The organism is Roseateles sp. GW821-FHT09G03, from assembly GCF_059416045.1.
In genome coordinates, this window is the sequence record NZ_JBWKOK010000001.1 from 333,936 (window position 1) to 349,139 (window position 15,204).

15 protein-coding genes and 1 tRNA gene are annotated in these 15,204 nt (G+C 66.5%); all 16 read left to right on the forward strand.

Features of this window, described 5'->3' with window-relative positions; all coding sequences use genetic code 11:
* The first annotated feature begins 17 nt into the window (after positions 1-17).
* The 16 genes from hscA (at position 18) to nuoF (ending at position 15,202) form a co-directional block, all read left to right on the forward strand.
* Positions 18-1,886 carry a Fe-S protein assembly chaperone HscA gene (gene hscA, locus AC07OZ_RS01455; protein ID WP_495465397.1) on the forward strand — a complete coding sequence of 623 codons (1,869 nt, stop codon included), beginning with the start codon at positions 18-20 and terminating at the stop codon, positions 1,884-1,886.
* 58 nt (positions 1,887-1,944) lie between these two features.
* A complete protein-coding gene (gene fdx / locus AC07OZ_RS01460) occupies positions 1,945-2,283 on the forward strand; it encodes an ISC system 2Fe-2S type ferredoxin (protein WP_067273474.1) in 339 nt (112 codons plus the stop codon).
* A gap of 33 nt (positions 2,284-2,316) precedes the next feature.
* On the forward strand, positions 2,317-3,375 hold the full coding sequence (gene tsaD / locus AC07OZ_RS01465) for a tRNA (adenosine(37)-N6)-threonylcarbamoyltransferase complex transferase subunit TsaD (RefSeq protein WP_495465398.1): 1,059 nt from the start codon (positions 2,317-2,319) through the stop codon (positions 3,373-3,375).
* Between the two features lie 41 nt (positions 3,376-3,416).
* Positions 3,417-4,706, forward strand: coding sequence for a branched-chain amino acid ABC transporter substrate-binding protein (locus AC07OZ_RS01470; protein ID WP_495465399.1), 1,290 nt, complete (start codon positions 3,417-3,419; stop codon positions 4,704-4,706).
* A 187-nt stretch (positions 4,707-4,893) separates the two neighbouring features.
* The gene (gene rpsO / locus AC07OZ_RS01475) at positions 4,894-5,163 is read left to right on the forward strand and encodes a 30S ribosomal protein S15 (RefSeq protein WP_067273461.1); all 270 of its coding nucleotides are present in this window, start codon (positions 4,894-4,896) and stop codon (positions 5,161-5,163) included.
* 306 nt (positions 5,164-5,469) lie between these two features.
* Entirely contained in the window at positions 5,470-7,608 is a 2,139-nt protein-coding gene (gene pnp, locus AC07OZ_RS01480) for a polyribonucleotide nucleotidyltransferase (RefSeq protein WP_495465400.1), read from the forward strand.
* 37 nt (positions 7,609-7,645) lie between these two features.
* On the forward strand, positions 7,646-8,632 hold the full coding sequence (locus tag AC07OZ_RS01485) for an NAD(P)H-quinone oxidoreductase (protein ID WP_495465401.1): 987 nt from the start codon (positions 7,646-7,648) through the stop codon (positions 8,630-8,632).
* 48 nt (positions 8,633-8,680) lie between these two features.
* Positions 8,681-9,421 (forward strand): triose-phosphate isomerase, encoded by a 741-nt coding sequence (gene tpiA / locus AC07OZ_RS01490; protein WP_495465402.1) that lies wholly within the window; start codon positions 8,681-8,683, stop codon positions 9,419-9,421.
* A gap of 33 nt (positions 9,422-9,454) precedes the next feature.
* Entirely contained in the window at positions 9,455-9,847 is a 393-nt protein-coding gene (gene secG / locus AC07OZ_RS01495; protein WP_495465403.1) for a preprotein translocase subunit SecG, read from the forward strand.
* 134 nt (positions 9,848-9,981) lie between these two features.
* Positions 9,982-10,066 (forward strand) — tRNA-Leu (locus AC07OZ_RS01500).
* 290 nt (positions 10,067-10,356) lie between these two features.
* Complete coding sequence (locus AC07OZ_RS01505) at positions 10,357-10,716, forward strand: NADH-quinone oxidoreductase subunit A (protein ID WP_067273444.1); 360 nt, start codon at positions 10,357-10,359, stop codon at positions 10,714-10,716.
* 182 nt (positions 10,717-10,898) lie between these two features.
* On the forward strand, positions 10,899-11,375 hold the full coding sequence (locus tag AC07OZ_RS01510) for a NuoB/complex I 20 kDa subunit family protein (protein ID WP_067273441.1): 477 nt from the start codon (positions 10,899-10,901) through the stop codon (positions 11,373-11,375).
* Between the two features lie 19 nt (positions 11,376-11,394).
* Positions 11,395-11,991, forward strand: coding sequence for an NADH-quinone oxidoreductase subunit C (locus tag AC07OZ_RS01515; RefSeq protein ID WP_067273439.1), 597 nt, complete (start codon positions 11,395-11,397; stop codon positions 11,989-11,991).
* 2 nt (positions 11,992-11,993) lie between these two features.
* On the forward strand, positions 11,994-13,250 hold the full coding sequence (locus tag AC07OZ_RS01520; RefSeq protein ID WP_431257862.1) for an NADH-quinone oxidoreductase subunit D: 1,257 nt from the start codon (positions 11,994-11,996) through the stop codon (positions 13,248-13,250).
* A gap of 11 nt (positions 13,251-13,261) precedes the next feature.
* Positions 13,262-13,792, forward strand: a complete 531-nt coding sequence (locus tag AC07OZ_RS01525) for an NADH-quinone oxidoreductase subunit NuoE family protein (protein WP_495465404.1) — start codon at positions 13,262-13,264, stop codon at positions 13,790-13,792.
* 12 nt (positions 13,793-13,804) lie between these two features.
* Complete coding sequence (gene nuoF, locus AC07OZ_RS01530; RefSeq protein WP_495465405.1) at positions 13,805-15,202, forward strand: NADH-quinone oxidoreductase subunit NuoF; 1,398 nt, start codon at positions 13,805-13,807, stop codon at positions 15,200-15,202.
* Positions 15,203-15,204: the final 2 nt, after the last annotated feature.

The following is a 15,204-nucleotide window of genomic DNA, read 5'->3' on the forward strand; positions in this document are numbered from 1 at the left end:
TCGAAGAACAAGACAACATGGCCCTGCTGCAAATCTCCGAGCCCGGCGCGTCGCCCGATCCCCATCAGCGCCGCATCGCGGTGGGCATCGACCTCGGCACGACGCATTCGCTGGTGGCGGCTGTGCGTCACGGTGTCGCCGAGTGCCTGCCGGACGACCAGGGTCGCGTGATCCTGCCGTCGGCCGTGCGCGTGATGCCGGAAGGCCGCCGCCAGTTCGGCTACGACGCGCTGGCCGCGCAGGCCGAGGATCCGGAGAACACCATCGTCTCGGTGAAGCGCTTCATGGGTCGCCGTCTCGACGACATCGCCAACCGCGACAAGCTCCCGTACCGCTTCGAGGACACGCCCGGCATGCTGAGCGTGGTCACGCGCGAGGGCTTGAAGTCGCCAGTGGAGATCAGCGCCGAGATCCTCGCCACGCTGCGCCAGCGCGCTGAGGACACGTTCAACGACGACCTGTTCGGCGCCGTCATCACGGTGCCCGCGTATTTCGACGACGCGCAGCGCCAGGCGACCAAGGATGCCGCGCAGCTCGCGGGCCTGAATGTGCTGCGCCTGATCAACGAGCCCACTGCCGCCGCGATCGCCTACGGGCTCGACAACGGCAGCGAAGGTCTCTATGCCGTCTACGACCTGGGCGGCGGCACCTTCGACATCTCGCTGCTGCGCCTGACGAAGGGTGTCTTCGAGGTGGTAGCCACCGGTGGCGACGCGCAGCTCGGCGGCGACGATTTCGATCGTCTGCTGGCCGACTGGGCGCTGACGCAGGCGGGCTTGAGCGTCAGCAGCGCGGCGGACAAGCGCCGCGTGCTGGTGGCCGCACGTCAAGCCAAGGAAGCGCTGACCGATCATGAACGCGTGACGCTGGGCGCCGCGCTCGACGCCGGCGCGCTGAGCGTCGAGGTCTCCCGTGGTCAGTTCGACGAGCTGGCTCAGCCGCTGGTCAACAAGACGCTGCTGGCCGTGCGCCGCGTGCTGCGCGACGCCAAGATTCCCGCGGAAGAAGTGCAGGGCACGGTGATGGTCGGCGGCTCCACGCGCATGCCGATCGTGCGCCGCGTCGTCGGTGAGCTGTTCGGCCGCGAAGTCCTGACGAATCTGAATCCCGACGAAGTCGTCGCGCTCGGCGCCTCCGTGCAGGCGAATCAACTGGCCGGCAACAGCGCCGATGGCGAGATCCTGTTGCTCGACGTGATCCCGCTGTCGCTGGGTCTGGAGACGATGGGTGGTCTGGTCGAACGCATCATCGAGCGCAACGCCACGATCCCCGTGGCGAAGGCGCAGGACTTCACCACCTTCAAGGATGGTCAGACCGCGCTGGCCGTGCACGTGCTGCAGGGCGAGCGCGAGCTGGTGAGCGAGTGCCGCTCGCTCGCACGTTTCGAGCTCCGCGGCATTCCGCCGATGGTGGCCGGCGCCGCCCGCATCCGCGTGACCTTCCAGGTCGACGCCGACGGCCTGCTGAGCGTTTCCGCGCGCGAGCTGGGCTCGGGCGTCGAGGCGGCGGTGCAGGTCAAGCCCAGCTACGGCCTCTCCGACGACCAGATCGCGACGATGCTGCGCGAGGGCTTCGCCAGCGCCGAGGGCGACATGGTCGCCCGCAAGCTGCGCGAAGCGCGCGTCGACGCCGAGCGGATGATCCTCGCGACCCAGTCCGCGCTGCGCGCCGACGGCGATCTGCTCAGCGACGCCGAACGCGCCGAGATCGCCGCGCTGCAGACGGATCTGCTCGCGAAGGCGCAGGCTGACGACGCGGTCGCGGATGCCGATGCGATCACCGCCGCGGTCGAAACGCTGGCCAAGGGCACGGAGGCCTTCGCCGCCGCGCGCATGAACCGCGGCATCCAGCAGGCCCTCACGGGCCGCAGCATCGATCAGGTCTGACCGCAAGCCGACGCCCCGCCGGAACAGCGCCGCCCGCCAGCCTCAAGGACACCTCCCCATGCCCGTCATCAAGATCCTTCCCCATCCCGAATACGCGCCCGAAGGCAAGTCGATCGAGGCTCCCTCCGGCACGACGATCTGCGAGGCGATGCTCGACAACCACATCGACATCGAGCACGCCTGCGACCAGGTCTGCGCCTGCACGACCTGCCACGTGATCGTGCGCGAGGGCTTCGCGTCGCTGTCGGAAATGGAAGAGAACGAGGAAGACATGCTGGACCGCGCCTGGGGCCTGGAGCCCAACTCGCGCCTGTCCTGCCAGGCCATCCTGTCCAACAAGGATGTGACGGTCGAGATCCCGAAGTACTCGATCAATCACGCCAAAGAGAACCATTGAGCCTTCGCCCCGCGAAGCGGAACGACTGATCCCATGCGCGTCCTCGGCATCGAATCCTCCTGCGACGAAACCGGCGTGGCGCTGGTCGACGCGTCCGGCGACGGCGTGCCGACGCTGCTCGCGCATGCGCTGCACAGCCAGATCACGATGCACCAGGCCTACGGCGGCGTGGTGCCCGAACTGGCCTCGCGCGACCACATCCGCCGCGTGCTGCCGCTGACCCGCGAGGTGCTCGCGGGCGCCGGGTTGTCGCTGGCGGATGTCGACGTCGTCGCCTACACGCAGGGGCCGGGTCTTGCCGGCGCGTTGCTGGTCGGTGCGGGTGTCGCCGCATCGCTGGGCGCGGCGCTCGATCGGCCGGTGATGGGCATCCATCATCTCGAAGGTCACCTGCTGTCGCCGTTCCTCTCGGCGGACCCGCCCGAGTTCCCATTCGTCGCGCTGCTGGTGTCCGGCGGTCACACGCAGCTGATGCGCGTCGACGACGTCGGCAACTACGAGTTGCTCGGCGAGACCATCGACGACGCCGCGGGCGAAGCCTTCGACAAGTCGGCCAAGCTGCTCGGCCTGCCCTATCCCGGTGGCCCGCATCTGTCGAAGCTGGCAGAGCAGGGGAATCCGGAAGCCTTCGCGCTGCCGCGTCCGCTCATGCACAGCGGCAAGCCTGATTTCAGTTTCGCTGGCCTGAAAACCGCAGTGCTGACGCAAGTCCGCAAGCTCGAGGCGCAGCCCGGCGGCATCACCGAGCCGCAGCGCGCCGATCTCGCGGCGTCGACGCAGGCCGCGATCGTCGAGGTGCTGGTCAAGAAGGCGCTGCTGGCGCTGAAGGAGACCGGCCTGAAGCGTCTGGTCGTGGCGGGCGGCGTCGGCGCCAACAAGCGCTTGCGCGAGCAGCTGGATGCGGCCTGCGAGAGGCGCCGCGTGCGCGTCCACTATCCCGAGCTGCACCTGTGCACGGACAACGGCGCCATGATCGCGCTCGCGGCCGGCTTGCGCCTGCAGCGCGACATGGCGAACCTCACGCGCGGCGGCGGCTTCGAGGTCAAGCCGCGCTGGGATCTGTCGCAACTCGCCAGCCCGGCCCAGCTGTGACGCGCTGGACGGGGAGGGCGGCGGTCGCCTTGACTGCCGCGATGGCTGTTGTGTCCGCGCTCGCCGCGGGCGTTGCGCCCGCTCAAGCCGTCACGGCTGCCGCGGTCGCGGCCGCGCCTGTTGCTCCTGCCGCGCCGATCCGCCTCGCCTTGATCGAAGGGCTCTCCGGCCCGCTCGGCAACGGCGGCGAGGCGGTCTTCCGCAATCTCATCTGGGCGACCGAGCGCGTCAACGCCCGCGGCGGCGTGAAGCTGCCAGGTGGTGCGCACCGGCTCGAGATCGTCCGCTTCGACAGCAAGGGTTCCGTCGAGGAGTCGCTGTCGATGTTGCGTGCAGCGACGGATCAGGCGATCCCGGTGGTCCTTCAAGGCAACAGCTCCGCCGTGGCGAGCGCGCTGATCGGCGCGCTGGACAAGCACAACGCCCGCGAGCCCGACCGCCGTGCGCTGTTCCTCAACTACGCGGCCGTCGATCCGGCGCTGACCGGCGCGCAGTGCAGCTTCTGGCACTTCCGTTTCGATGCCCACACCGACATGCGCCTGGCGGCGCTGGTCGAGGTGATCGCCCAGGACAAGAGCCTCAAGCGCCTCTACCTGATCGGCCAGGACTACAGCTTCGGCCAGCATCTGCGCGAGCAGGCGAGGGCGATGCTGGCGAAGCGTCGTCCCGATCTGCAGATCGTCGGCGACGAACTCCACCCGCTCGGCCGCGTGAAGGACTTTCTCCCCTACGCGACGAAGATCCGCGCGAGCGGTGCCCAGGCGGTGCTCACCGGCAACTGGGGCAACGATCTGACGCTGCTGATCAAGGCGGCGAAGGACATCGGGCTCGATGCGCGCTTCTACACCTTCTACGGCAATGCGCTGGGCGTGCCCGGCGTGCTGGGCGAGGCGGGCGTCGACCGTGTGCTGGCGGTCGCCGAGTGGCACCCGAACGTCGGCACCTTGGACTCGGAGCGCTTCTACGCGGCGTTCCGCCAGCGCTTCCCGAAGCCGGAGCACGACTACCTCCATGCGCGCATGCAGCTGATGGTCGAGATGCTGGTTGCTGCGATGGAGAAGGCTGGCAGCGTCGAGCCAAAGGCGGTCGCGCTGGCGCTGGAAGGGCTAACGCTCGACGGCCGATCGCTCGGCGTGGCGCACCAGGGCTGGATGCGTCCTTCAGATCATCAGCTCCAGCAGCCGCTGTACGTCAGCGTCATGCGCCGCGCCGGCGAGGCGGGCGCGCCCCACGACAACGAAGGCTCCGGCTACGGTTTCCGGACGCTGCGGTTCCTCGATGCCGGCCAGGCGGAGCAGCCTTCCAGCTGCCGGATGAAGCGCCCCTACTGAGAAGGGCGGTTTGCGGCTATACTCCCCGGCTGTCCTGTCAGGTTCGTCCTGGCGGCGGCAATCAGCACGACACGGGTCGGTTTCACCTGTGATCGCAAGTCAAACCTCGGAAACCGTCTGCGCACCTGACGCCTTCACTGGCCATGCCGGCGGACCTTCCGAATCATTCCGGAACAAGGAACGCATCATGTCCAGCTTCGACCAAAACAAGGCCGAGATCGTCAAGGCCAACGCGCGCAGCGCCAACGACACCGGCTCGCCGGAAGTCCAAGTGGCCCTGCTGACCGCGCGTATCAACGAACTGACCCCCCACTTCAAGCTGCACGCCAAGGACCACCACGGCCGCCGCGGCCTGCTGAAGATGGTCAACGCGCGCAAGAGCCTGCTGTCCTACCTGAAGAAGAAGGACGCCGACCGTTACACCGCCCTGATCCAGAAGCTGGGTCTGCGCAAGTAATCGGCGCATGAAAGCAAAGAGCCTGATTGGTCTGACTCCAACAGGCTCTTTGTCGTTTCTGCGTGCTTTCAGCGTGCTGTCGGCCGGAGTGTTCCGGCAGGCAGCCCGACCGGTCAGCGGACCGGTCACACAACGGAGTTGAACTGACGTGGCGCCGATGTGTCATTCCAAAGCGTTTGCAACGCGTTCGCCGGCAGCAGCCGGGGCCAGCAGCCGCTCTGGAATGGCATCCCGCCAAACCCAGTTTCACTCCCGGTCCTTGTGCCGCACCGTGAGCGGCGCATCCCTGAACTGAGGAGAACTCGAATGAGCATGTTCAACAAGGTCGTGAAGACCTTCCAATGGGGCCAGCATCAAGTCGTGATGGAGACCGGCGAGATCGCCCGTCAATCCTCCGGCGCCGTGCTGGTGAACATCGAGGACACCGTGGTGCTGGCGACCGTCGTCGCCAAGTCCTCGCCGAAGGCCGGCCAGGACTTCTTCCCGCTGACCGTCGACTACATCGAGAAGACCTATGCCGCCGGCAAGATCCCCGGCAGCTTCTTCAAGCGTGAAGGCCGCCCGAGCGAACTCGAGACCCTGACCTCGCGTCTGATCGACCGCCCGATCCGCCCGCTGTTCCCGGAAGGCTTCTTCAACGAAGTCCAGGTCGTGGTCCACACGGTGTCGCTGAACCCTGAAGTCCAGGCCGACATCGCCGCCCTGATCGCCACCAGCGCCGCGCTGGCCATCTCCGGCATCCCGTTCAACGGCCCGATCGGCGCCGCCCGCGTGGGTTACGTCAACGGCGAGTACGTGCTGAACCCGGGCAAGACCCAGCTGATCGACTCCAAGCTGGACCTGGTCGTCGCCGGCACCGAAGCCGCCGTGCTGATGGTCGAGTCCGAGGCCGACCAACTGAGCGAAGACATCATGCTGGGCGCCGTGACCTTCGGTCACGACCAGGGCAAGACCGCCATCGCCGCGATCAACGAACTGGTCCGCGACGCCGGCAAGCCGTCCTGGAACTGGGTCGCTCCAGCCAAGGATGAAGCCTTCATCGCCAAGGTCACCGCCCTGGCCGAAGAAGAGCTGCGCGCCGCCTATCAGATCCGCTCGAAGCAGGCCCGCACCGAAGCCTGCCGCTCGGCCTACTCGAAGGTCAAGGCCGCCCTGACCGCCGAAGGCACCGCCTTCGACGGCGTCGAAGTCGACGGCCTGCTGTTCGAGATCGAAGCCCGCATCGTCCGTGGTCAGATCCTGGCCGGCGAACCGCGCATCGACGGTCGCGACACCCGCACCGTGCGCGCGATCGAGATCCGCAACGGCGTGCTGCCGCGCGCCCACGGTTCGTCGCTGTTCACCCGTGGTGAAACGCAGGCGCTGGTCGCCGCGACGCTGGGCACCGACCGCGACGCACAGACCATCGACGCGCTGGCCGGCGAGTACTCCGAGCGCTTCATGCTGCACTACAACATGCCCCCGTTCGCCACCGGCGAAACCGGTCGCGTGGGCAGCCCCAAGCGCCGCGAAATCGGCCACGGCCGTCTGGCCAAGCGCGCGCTCGTCGCCGTGCTGCCGACCAAGGAAGACTTCCCGTACTCGATCCGCGTGGTCTCCGAGATCACCGAGTCGAACGGCTCTTCCTCGATGGCGTCGGTTTGCGGCGGCTGCCTGTCGCTGCTGGACGCCGGCGTGCCGCTGAAGGCGCACGTCGCCGGTATCGCCATGGGTCTGATCAAGGACGCCAACCGCTTCGCCGTGCTGACCGACATCCTGGGCGATGAAGATCACCTGGGCGACATGGACTTCAAGGTGGCCGGCACGACCTCGGGCATCACCGCGCTGCAGATGGACATCAAGATCCAGGGCATCACCAAGGAAATCATGCAGGTCGCGCTGGCGCAAGCCAAGGAAGCCCGCCTGCACATCCTGGAAGCCATGGTCGGCGCGCAAGGCTCGGCCAATGCCGAGATCTCGCAGTTCGCGCCCCGCCTGTACACGATGAAGATCAATCCGGAGAAGATCCGTGACGTGATCGGCAAGGGCGGCGCGACCATCCGCGCGCTGACCGAAGAGACCGGCACGCAGATCGACATCGGCGAAGACGGCACGATCACGATCGCGTCGACCGACGGCGCCAAGGCCGAGATCGCCAAGAAGCGCATCGCCGAGATCACCGCGGAAGCCGAGATCGGCAAGGTCTACGAAGGCCCGGTCACCAAGATCCTGGACTTCGGCGCGCTGGTCAACATCCTGCCCGGCAAGGACGGCCTGCTGCACATCAGCCAGATCGCGCACCAGCGCGTCGAGAAGGTCACCGACTTCCTGAGCGAAGGCCAGATCGTCAAGGTCAAGGTGCTCGAGACCGACGAGAAGGGCCGCATCAAGCTGTCGATGAAGGCGCTGCTGGACCGCGACGCTCCGGCGCCGAACCACGGCCACGGCGAAGGCTCGGCCGAGTAATCGGCCGGCTGTCCGGCACGTCACCTCGCTTCACGTCATGAAGGCGATCGCCATCACCCAGCCCGGCGGACCGGAGGTCCTGCAGCTGGTCGAGCGTGCCGACCCCGTCGCCGGGGCCGGCGAGTGCTTGATCCGCGTGCAGGCCTACGGCATCAACCGTCCGGACGTGCTGCAGCGCAAGGGCGCGTATCCGGCGCCGGCCGGTGCCAGCGATCTTCCAGGGCTGGAAGTCGCGGGCACGGTCGAGTCGGGTGACGTCGAGGCGCTGGCCGCTGCCGGCCTCAAGGTCGGTGACGCGGTCTGCGCGTTGGTCGCAGGTGGCGGTTATGCCGAGCTCTGCGTCGCGCCGGTGGCCCAGTGCCTGCCGGTGCCCAAAGGCTGGAGCATGGTCGAGGCGGCGAGCCTGCCGGAAACCTTCTTCACCGTCTGGAGCAACGTCTTCGAACGCGCGCGCCTGCAGCCCGGCGACAGCCTGCTGGTTCATGGCGGCAGCAGCGGCATCGGTGTGACGGCCATCCAACTGGCGAAGGCGTTGGGCTCGACGGTGCTGGTCACCGTCGGCAACGCGGAAAAGGCGAAGGCCTGCCTGGCGCTCGGCGCCGATGTCGCGATCAACTATCGCGACCAGGACTTCGTCGAGGAAGTGAAGACGGCCACGAGCGGTCGCGGCGTCGACGTGATCCTGGACATGGTCGCCGGCAGCTATGTCGCGCGCAACGTGCAATGCCTGGCCGACGACGGTCGTGCCGTGATCATCGCGGTGCAAGGCGGCGTGAAGGCGGAGTTCGATGCGGGTCAGGTCTTGCGCCGCCGGCTGACGATCACGGGCTCCACGCTGCGCCCGCGTCCGATCGCGTTCAAGGCTGGCATCGCCCGCGCGCTGCGTGAGCGCGTGTGGCCGCTGCTCGAGTCGCGGACGATCTCGCCGGTGATCTTCAGGCAACTGCCCGCGTCGGAAGCCGCCGCGGCGCATGCGCTGATGGAGTCGGGCGAGCACGTCGGCAAGATCGTGCTGAGCTGGTGAGCGGTCCGCTCATCCGCAGGATTTTTCGGATTCAAGGGAGTTGATCTGATGCGCAAGAAACTGGTGGTCGGCAACTGGAAGATGCACGGCACCCGTGCGTCCAACGCCGTGCTGCTGGCGGGCCTCAAGGAAGCGGGTCCGTGGAACGCCCAGGTCGCCGTGTGCGTGCCGTTCCCGTACATCACGGACACGGCGCTCGCGCTGACTGGCACGCAGGTCGCGTACGGCTCGCAGGACGTGTCCACGCACGAGCAGGGCGCCTACACCGGTGAGGTGTCGTCGGCCATGCTGGCGGATCTGGGCTGCCGCTATGCCATCGTGGGTCACTCGGAGCGTCGCGCGTACCACGCCGAAAGCGACCAACTGGTCGCCGACAAGGCCAAGGCCGCGCTGGCGCACGGCGTCACGCCGATCGTCTGCGTCGGCGAGACGCTGGCCGAGCGCGAAGCCGGTCGCACCGAAGAGGTCGTCAAGCGCCAGCTCGCGGCGGTCATCCACACGCTGACGCATTGCATCGGCGAGATCGTGGTGGCCTACGAGCCGGTGTGGGCGATCGGCACGGGCCTGACGGCCTCGCCGGAGCAGGCGCAGCATGTGCACGCGCTGTTGCGTCAGCAGCTGCGCGCGGCCACGCAGAAGGCCGAACAGATGCAGATCCTCTATGGCGGCAGCGTCAAACCTGACAACGCCGTCCAACTGTTTGCGCAGACTGACATCGACGGCGGCCTCATCGGAGGCGCCGCGCTGAAGGCGGTCGATTTCGCGGCGATCTGCCGCGCTGCCGGCTGAAGCTGGCGTTCAAGGTTCCTGGAGAAAATAGCAATGCAAGTGATGATGAATCTGGTGCTGGTGCTGCAACTGCTCGCGGCGCTGGCAATGATCGGCCTGGTGCTCGTGCAGCATGGCAAGGGCGCGGACATGGGCGCGTCGTTCGGCAGCGGGGCTTCGGGCTCGCTGTTCGGCGCGACCGGCAGCGCGAACTTCCTGTCGCGTTCGACGGCTGTCGCGGCGACCATCTTCTTCGTGTCGACGCTGGCGCTGGCCTACATGGGCAGCCATCGTGACGGCGGCATCGGTTCGGGTCCGTCGGCGGGCGAGCTGCTGCTCGAACGCGCCGCCAACCCCGCCGCGCCGGCCTCGGCCGCCGTGCTGCCGGGCGCCTCGATCGCTCCGCAGGCGGCGCCTTCGGCTGCCGCATCCGGCGCCTCCAACTGACAGAGCTGGGCGGCAAGCGCAAGCACCTCGACAAAATTGCTTTGGTTTCCTTTTGGAGCTCTGAAAGCGCTATAGAATTCGAGGCTGTCTGAAGCGCAAACCGTCAAGACAAGGTCACTGAAAGGTGATCACAAGCCGACGTGGTGAAATTGGTAGACACGCTATCTTGAGGGGGTAGTGGCGAAAGCTGTGCGAGTTCGAGTCTCGCCGTCGGCACCAGAATAAATCGGCCTGCCATGGTCTTCGCGATCTAGCCGGAAAGCCGGATCGAGAGTGATCAAGCAGGTCGTAGGACTCAGGAAATCCCGGCACACATCACGTGTGCGAATTTCCGGAGGACAAGGCGGGCGCGGTCCGTGAGCGATTGGATAATCGCTGGCGGCGCGCCCGTTGCTTTTGCCGAATCGTTGGTCGGCCCCGGCCCGCCAATCTTCGGTGACACGTCGGGAATTGGTTTTGTCGCGTCATGGCGGCAGTATCTAATCCCGGCCATACAACGAGAGCAAGTCGTGAGCCTGGAACAATACCTGCCCGTCATCCTTTTCATCCTGGTCGGTTGCGGAGTGGGTATCGCTCCGCAAGTGCTGGGCTTCCTGGCGGGCCCGCGTCGCCCTGATGCGGCGAAGAACAGCCCCTACGAGTGCGGCTTCGAGGCCTTCGAGGACGCGCGCATGAAGTTCGACGTGCGCTACTACCTCGTCGCCATCCTCTTCATCCTCTTCGATCTGGAAATCGCCTTCCTGTTCCCGTGGGCCGTCTCGCTGCGCGAGATCGGTCCGGCAGGCTTCTGGGCGATGATGCTCTTCCTGGGCATCCTGGTGGTGGGCTTCGCCTACGAATGGAAGAAGGGCGCGCTCGACTGGGAGTGACGATCCGACGGCGGATCCGCGATGACGCGCCGGATCCGTGAACGCATGAAGACACGGCGCCCGTTTCGGGCGCGTGTCCGTTAGGGAAGGGCAACGCGTCAACGCGGCGTTAGCGTGGCTTTCACGCAGCGACCGCAGTCCGACGTGCCTTCTCCGCTGATCTCGAAAGATGGGAATTCGATATGGGTAACGAAGGCGTAATGAAGGAAGGCTTCATGACCACCCAGCTGGACAAGCTGGTGAACTGGTCCAAGACCGGTTCGTTGTGGCCGATGACCTTCGGTCTTGCCTGCTGCGCGGTCGAGATGATGCATGCGGGCGCCGCCCGCTATGACATCGACCGCTTCGGCATGCTGTTCCGTCCCAGCCCGCGCCAGTCCGACCTCATGATCGTGGCCGGCACGCTGTGCAACAAGATGGCGCCGGCGCTGCGCAAGGTCTACGACCAGATGGCCGAGCCGCGCTGGGTGCTCTCGATGGGCAGCTGCGCCAACGGCGGCGGCTACTACCACTACAGTTATTCGGTCGTGCGGGGCTGTGACCGCATCGTCCCGGTCGACGTCTATGTCCCGGGCTGTCCGCCGACCGCCGAAGCGCTGCTCTACGGGATCCTGCAGCTGCAGGCCAAGATCCGCCGCGAGAACACCATCGCTCGCTGAGCAGAAGCAGGCAGACCTCATGACCATCAAACTCGACACCCTGCAGGCGGCCCTGCACAGCGTGCTGGGCGACCAGATCGTCGCGTTCAAGCGCGAGCTGGGTGAAATCACGATCACCGTCGCGGCCAAGGACTACTTCAACGTCGCCAAGCTGCTGCGCGACCACTCGGAGCTGCGCTTCGAGCAGCTGATCGACCTCTGCGGCGTGGACTACTCCGACTACAAGGACGGCGCCTACGAAGGCGCGCGTTTCGCGGTCGTCTCCCACCTGCTGTCGATCAACAAGAACTGGCGCGTGCGCGTCAAGGTCTTCGCGCCGGAAGACGACTTCCCGTCGGTCGCCGCCGTGACCCCGATCTGGAACGCCGCCAACTGGTTTGAGCGCGAAGCGTTCGACATGTACGGGATCATCTTCGAAGGCCACGAGGACCTGCGCCGCATCCTGACGGACTACGGTTTCATCGGCCACCCGATGCGCAAGGACTTCCCGGTGACGGGCCATGTCGAGATGCGTTACGACCCCGAGCAGAAGCGCGTGATCTACCAGCCGGTGACCATCGAGCCGCGCGAGATCACGCCGCGCGTGATCCGCGAAGACAACTACGGGGGCCTGTGAGCATGCCAGCCGAAATCAAGAACTACACCCTGAACTTCGGCCCGCAGCATCCGGCCGCGCACGGCGTGCTGCGCCTGGTGCTGGAGCTGGACGGGGAAGTCATCCAGCGCGCCGATCCGCACATCGGCCTGCTGCACCGCGGCACCGAGAAGCTGGCCGAGACGAAGACCTTCATCCAGTCGCTGCCCTACATGGACCGCCTCGACTACGTGTCGATGATGTCCAACGAGCACGCGTACTGCCTGGCCATCGAGAAGATGCTCGGTCTGGAAGTGCCTGAGCGCGCGCAGTACATCCGCGTGATGTTCGGCGAGCTGACCCGCATCCTGAACCACCTGCTCTGGCTGGGCGCGCACGGCATCGACTGCGGCGCGATGAACATCCTCATCTACTGCTTCCGCGAGCGCGAGGACATCTTCGACATGTACGAGGCGGTGTCGGGCGCGCGCATGCACGCGGCCTACTTCCGCCCGGGTGGCGTGTACCGCGACCTGCCGGACTCGATGCCGCAGTACAAGGTCAGCAAGATCAAGAACCAGAAGGCGATCGACAAGCTCAACGAGAACCGCCAGGGCTCGCTGCTCGATTTCATCGAGGACTTCTGCAACCGCTTCCCGGCCAACGTCGACGACTACGAGACGCTGCTGACCGACAACCGCATCTGGAAGCAGCGCACGGTCGGCATCGGCGTCGTGACGCCCGAGCGCGCGCTGAACCTGGGCCTGACCGGCCCGATGCTGCGCGGCTCCGGCATCGCCTGGGACACGCGCAAGACGCAGCCGTACGACGTGTACGGCAAGATGGACTTCGACATCCCGGTCGGTACCAACGGCGACACCTACGACCGCTACTGTGTGCGGGTCGAGGAAATGCGCCAGTCCAACCGCATCGTCCAGCAGTGCGTGAAGTGGCTCAAGGCCAACCCGGGTCCGGTCATCACCGACAACCACAAGGTCGCTCCCCCGAGCCGCGTGGCGATGAAGACCAGCATGGAAGAGCTGATCCACCACTTCAAGCTGTTCACCGAAGGCTTCCGCGTCCCCGAGGGCGAGGCCTACGCGTCGGTCGAGCACCCGAAGGGCGAGTTCGGCATCTACCTGATCAGCGATGGCGCCAACAAGCCGTACCGGCTGAAGATCCGCGCGCCGGGCTATTCGCATCTGGCCGCGCTGGACGAGATGGCCCGCGGACACATGATTGCCGACGCGGTGGCCGTGATCGGCACGATGGACATCGTGTTCGGTGAAATTGACCGTTGAGTGGTGACCGCATGAGCAGCACTGAAATTGTGAGCACCGGGTTCGTGTTGAGCGAGGCCACCGCGGCCCGCTTCGCGCGCGAAGTCGCGAAGTACCCGGCCGAGCAGGCGCAGTCGGCCGTGATGGCCTGCCTGTCCATCGTCCAGCAGGAGCAGGGCTTCGTGTCCCGCGAGGCCGAGGACGCGATCGCGCTGTACCTGGGCATGCCGGCGATCGCCGTCTACGAGGTCACGACCTTCTACAACATGTACAACCAGCGCAAGCTGGGCCTGTTCAAGCTGAACGTCTGCACCAACCTGCCGTGCCAGCTGCGCGACGGCCAGAAGGCGCTGGACCACCTCTGCTCGAAGCTGGGCGTCGAGGCCGGCGGCACGACCGCCGACGGCGTCTTCACCGTGCAGCAGAGCGAGTGCCTGGGCGCCTGCGCCGACTCGCCGGTGATGCTGGTGAACGACCGCCAGATGCTGAGCTTCATGAGCGCCGAACGTCTCGATGAGCTGGTGGATGCGCTGAGAGCGCACCACGCGGCCAACAAGAACTGAGGGACCTGGACGATGACCAACATCGCGAACATCGACCTCTCGAAGTGGCAGGCCACGGGTGCCGAGACCTGCTTCCACGACCGCAACATCACCCCGCAGATCTACGCGGGCCTCGATGGCAAGAACTGGTCGCTGAAGGACTACGAAGCGCGCGGCGGCTACCAGGCCCTGCGCAAGATCCTCGCCCAGGGCGAGGGTCAGGGCATGACCTCCGACCAGGTCATCGCCGAAGTGAAGGCCTCCGGCCTGCGCGGCCGCGGCGGCGCGGGCTTCCCGACCGGCCTGAAGTGGAGCTTCATGCCCCGCCAGTTCCCGGGCGCGAAGTACCTGGTCTGCAACAGCGACGAGGGTGAGCCGGGGACCTGCAAGGACCGCGACATCCTGATGTTCAACCCGCACATCGTCATCGAAGGCATGGCGATCGCGGCGTTCGCGATGGGCATCAAGGTCGGCTACAACTACATCCACGGCGAGATCTTCGAGGTGTACGAACGCTTCGAAGCCGCGCTGGAAGAGGCCCGCGCGGCCGGCTACCTGGGCGACAACATCCTGGGCAGCAACTTCAGCTTCCAACTGCACGGCCACCACGGCTTCGGCGCCTACATCTGCGGCGAGGAAACCGCGCTGCTGGAATCGCTCGAAGGCAAGAAGGGCCAGCCGCGCTTCAAGCCGCCGTTCCCGGCCTCGTTCGGCCTGTACGGCAAGCCGACGACCATCAACAACACCGAGACCTTCGCGGCGGTGCCCTGGATCATCCGCAACGGCGGCCAGGCCTACCTCGAAGTCGGCAAGCCCAACAACGGCGGCACCAAGATCTTCTCGATCTCCGGCGATGTCGAGCGTCCGGGCAACTACGAGATCCCGCTGGGCACCTCGTTCGAGAAGCTGCTCGAACTCGCCGGCGGCATGCGCGGCGGCCGCAAGCTCAAGGCGGTCATCCCCGGCGGCTCGTCCGCCCCGGTGCTGCCGGCCGACGTCATGATGCAGTGCACGATGGACTATGACTCCATCGCCAAGGCCGGGTCGATGCTGGGTTCGGGCGCCGTCATCGTGATGGACGAGACCCGCTGCATGGTGACCAGCCTGCTGCGCCTGTCCTACTTCTACGCGCACGAGTCCTGCGGCCAGTGCACGCCCTGCCGCGAAGGCACGGGCTGGATGCACCGCGTGATCGAGCGCATCGCCCACGGCAAGGGCCGCGTCGAGGACATCGACCTGCTGAACTCCGTGGCCGACAACATCCAGGGCCGCACCATCTGCGCGCTGGGCGACGCCGCGGCGATGCCGGTGCGCGCGATGTTGAAGCACTTCAAGGGCGAGTTCATCGCGATGATCGAACAGGCCCAGCAGAACAAGGCGCCTGCCGCGTCGTCCCCGTCCGCCACGGCGAAGTCGCCGGCGCACGCCTGATC

What these genes read in the sequence shown, in the direction of transcription:
- hscA (WP_495465397.1), top strand. Translation starts at nt 18, where the DNA reads ATGGCCCTGCTGCAAATCTCCGAGCCCGGCGCGTCGCCCGATCCCCAT.
- fdx (WP_067273474.1), top strand. Translation starts at nt 1,945, where the DNA reads ATGCCCGTCATCAAGATCCTTCCCCATCCCGAATACGCGCCCGAAGGC.
- tsaD (WP_495465398.1), top strand. Translation starts at nt 2,317, where the DNA reads ATGCGCGTCCTCGGCATCGAATCCTCCTGCGACGAAACCGGCGTGGCG.
- AC07OZ_RS01470 (WP_495465399.1), top strand. Translation starts at nt 3,417, where the DNA reads ATGGCTGTTGTGTCCGCGCTCGCCGCGGGCGTTGCGCCCGCTCAAGCC.
- rpsO (WP_067273461.1), top strand. Translation starts at nt 4,894, where the DNA reads ATGTCCAGCTTCGACCAAAACAAGGCCGAGATCGTCAAGGCCAACGCG.
- pnp (WP_495465400.1), top strand. Translation starts at nt 5,470, where the DNA reads ATGAGCATGTTCAACAAGGTCGTGAAGACCTTCCAATGGGGCCAGCAT.
- AC07OZ_RS01485 (WP_495465401.1), top strand. Translation starts at nt 7,646, where the DNA reads ATGAAGGCGATCGCCATCACCCAGCCCGGCGGACCGGAGGTCCTGCAG.
- tpiA (WP_495465402.1), top strand. Translation starts at nt 8,681, where the DNA reads ATGCGCAAGAAACTGGTGGTCGGCAACTGGAAGATGCACGGCACCCGT.
- secG (WP_495465403.1), top strand. Translation starts at nt 9,455, where the DNA reads ATGCAAGTGATGATGAATCTGGTGCTGGTGCTGCAACTGCTCGCGGCG.
- AC07OZ_RS01510 (WP_067273441.1), top strand. Translation starts at nt 10,899, where the DNA reads ATGGGTAACGAAGGCGTAATGAAGGAAGGCTTCATGACCACCCAGCTG.
- AC07OZ_RS01515 (WP_067273439.1), top strand. Translation starts at nt 11,395, where the DNA reads ATGACCATCAAACTCGACACCCTGCAGGCGGCCCTGCACAGCGTGCTG.
- AC07OZ_RS01520 (WP_431257862.1), top strand. Translation starts at nt 11,994, where the DNA reads ATGCCAGCCGAAATCAAGAACTACACCCTGAACTTCGGCCCGCAGCAT.
- AC07OZ_RS01525 (WP_495465404.1), top strand. Translation starts at nt 13,262, where the DNA reads ATGAGCAGCACTGAAATTGTGAGCACCGGGTTCGTGTTGAGCGAGGCC.
- nuoF (WP_495465405.1), top strand. Translation starts at nt 13,805, where the DNA reads ATGACCAACATCGCGAACATCGACCTCTCGAAGTGGCAGGCCACGGGT.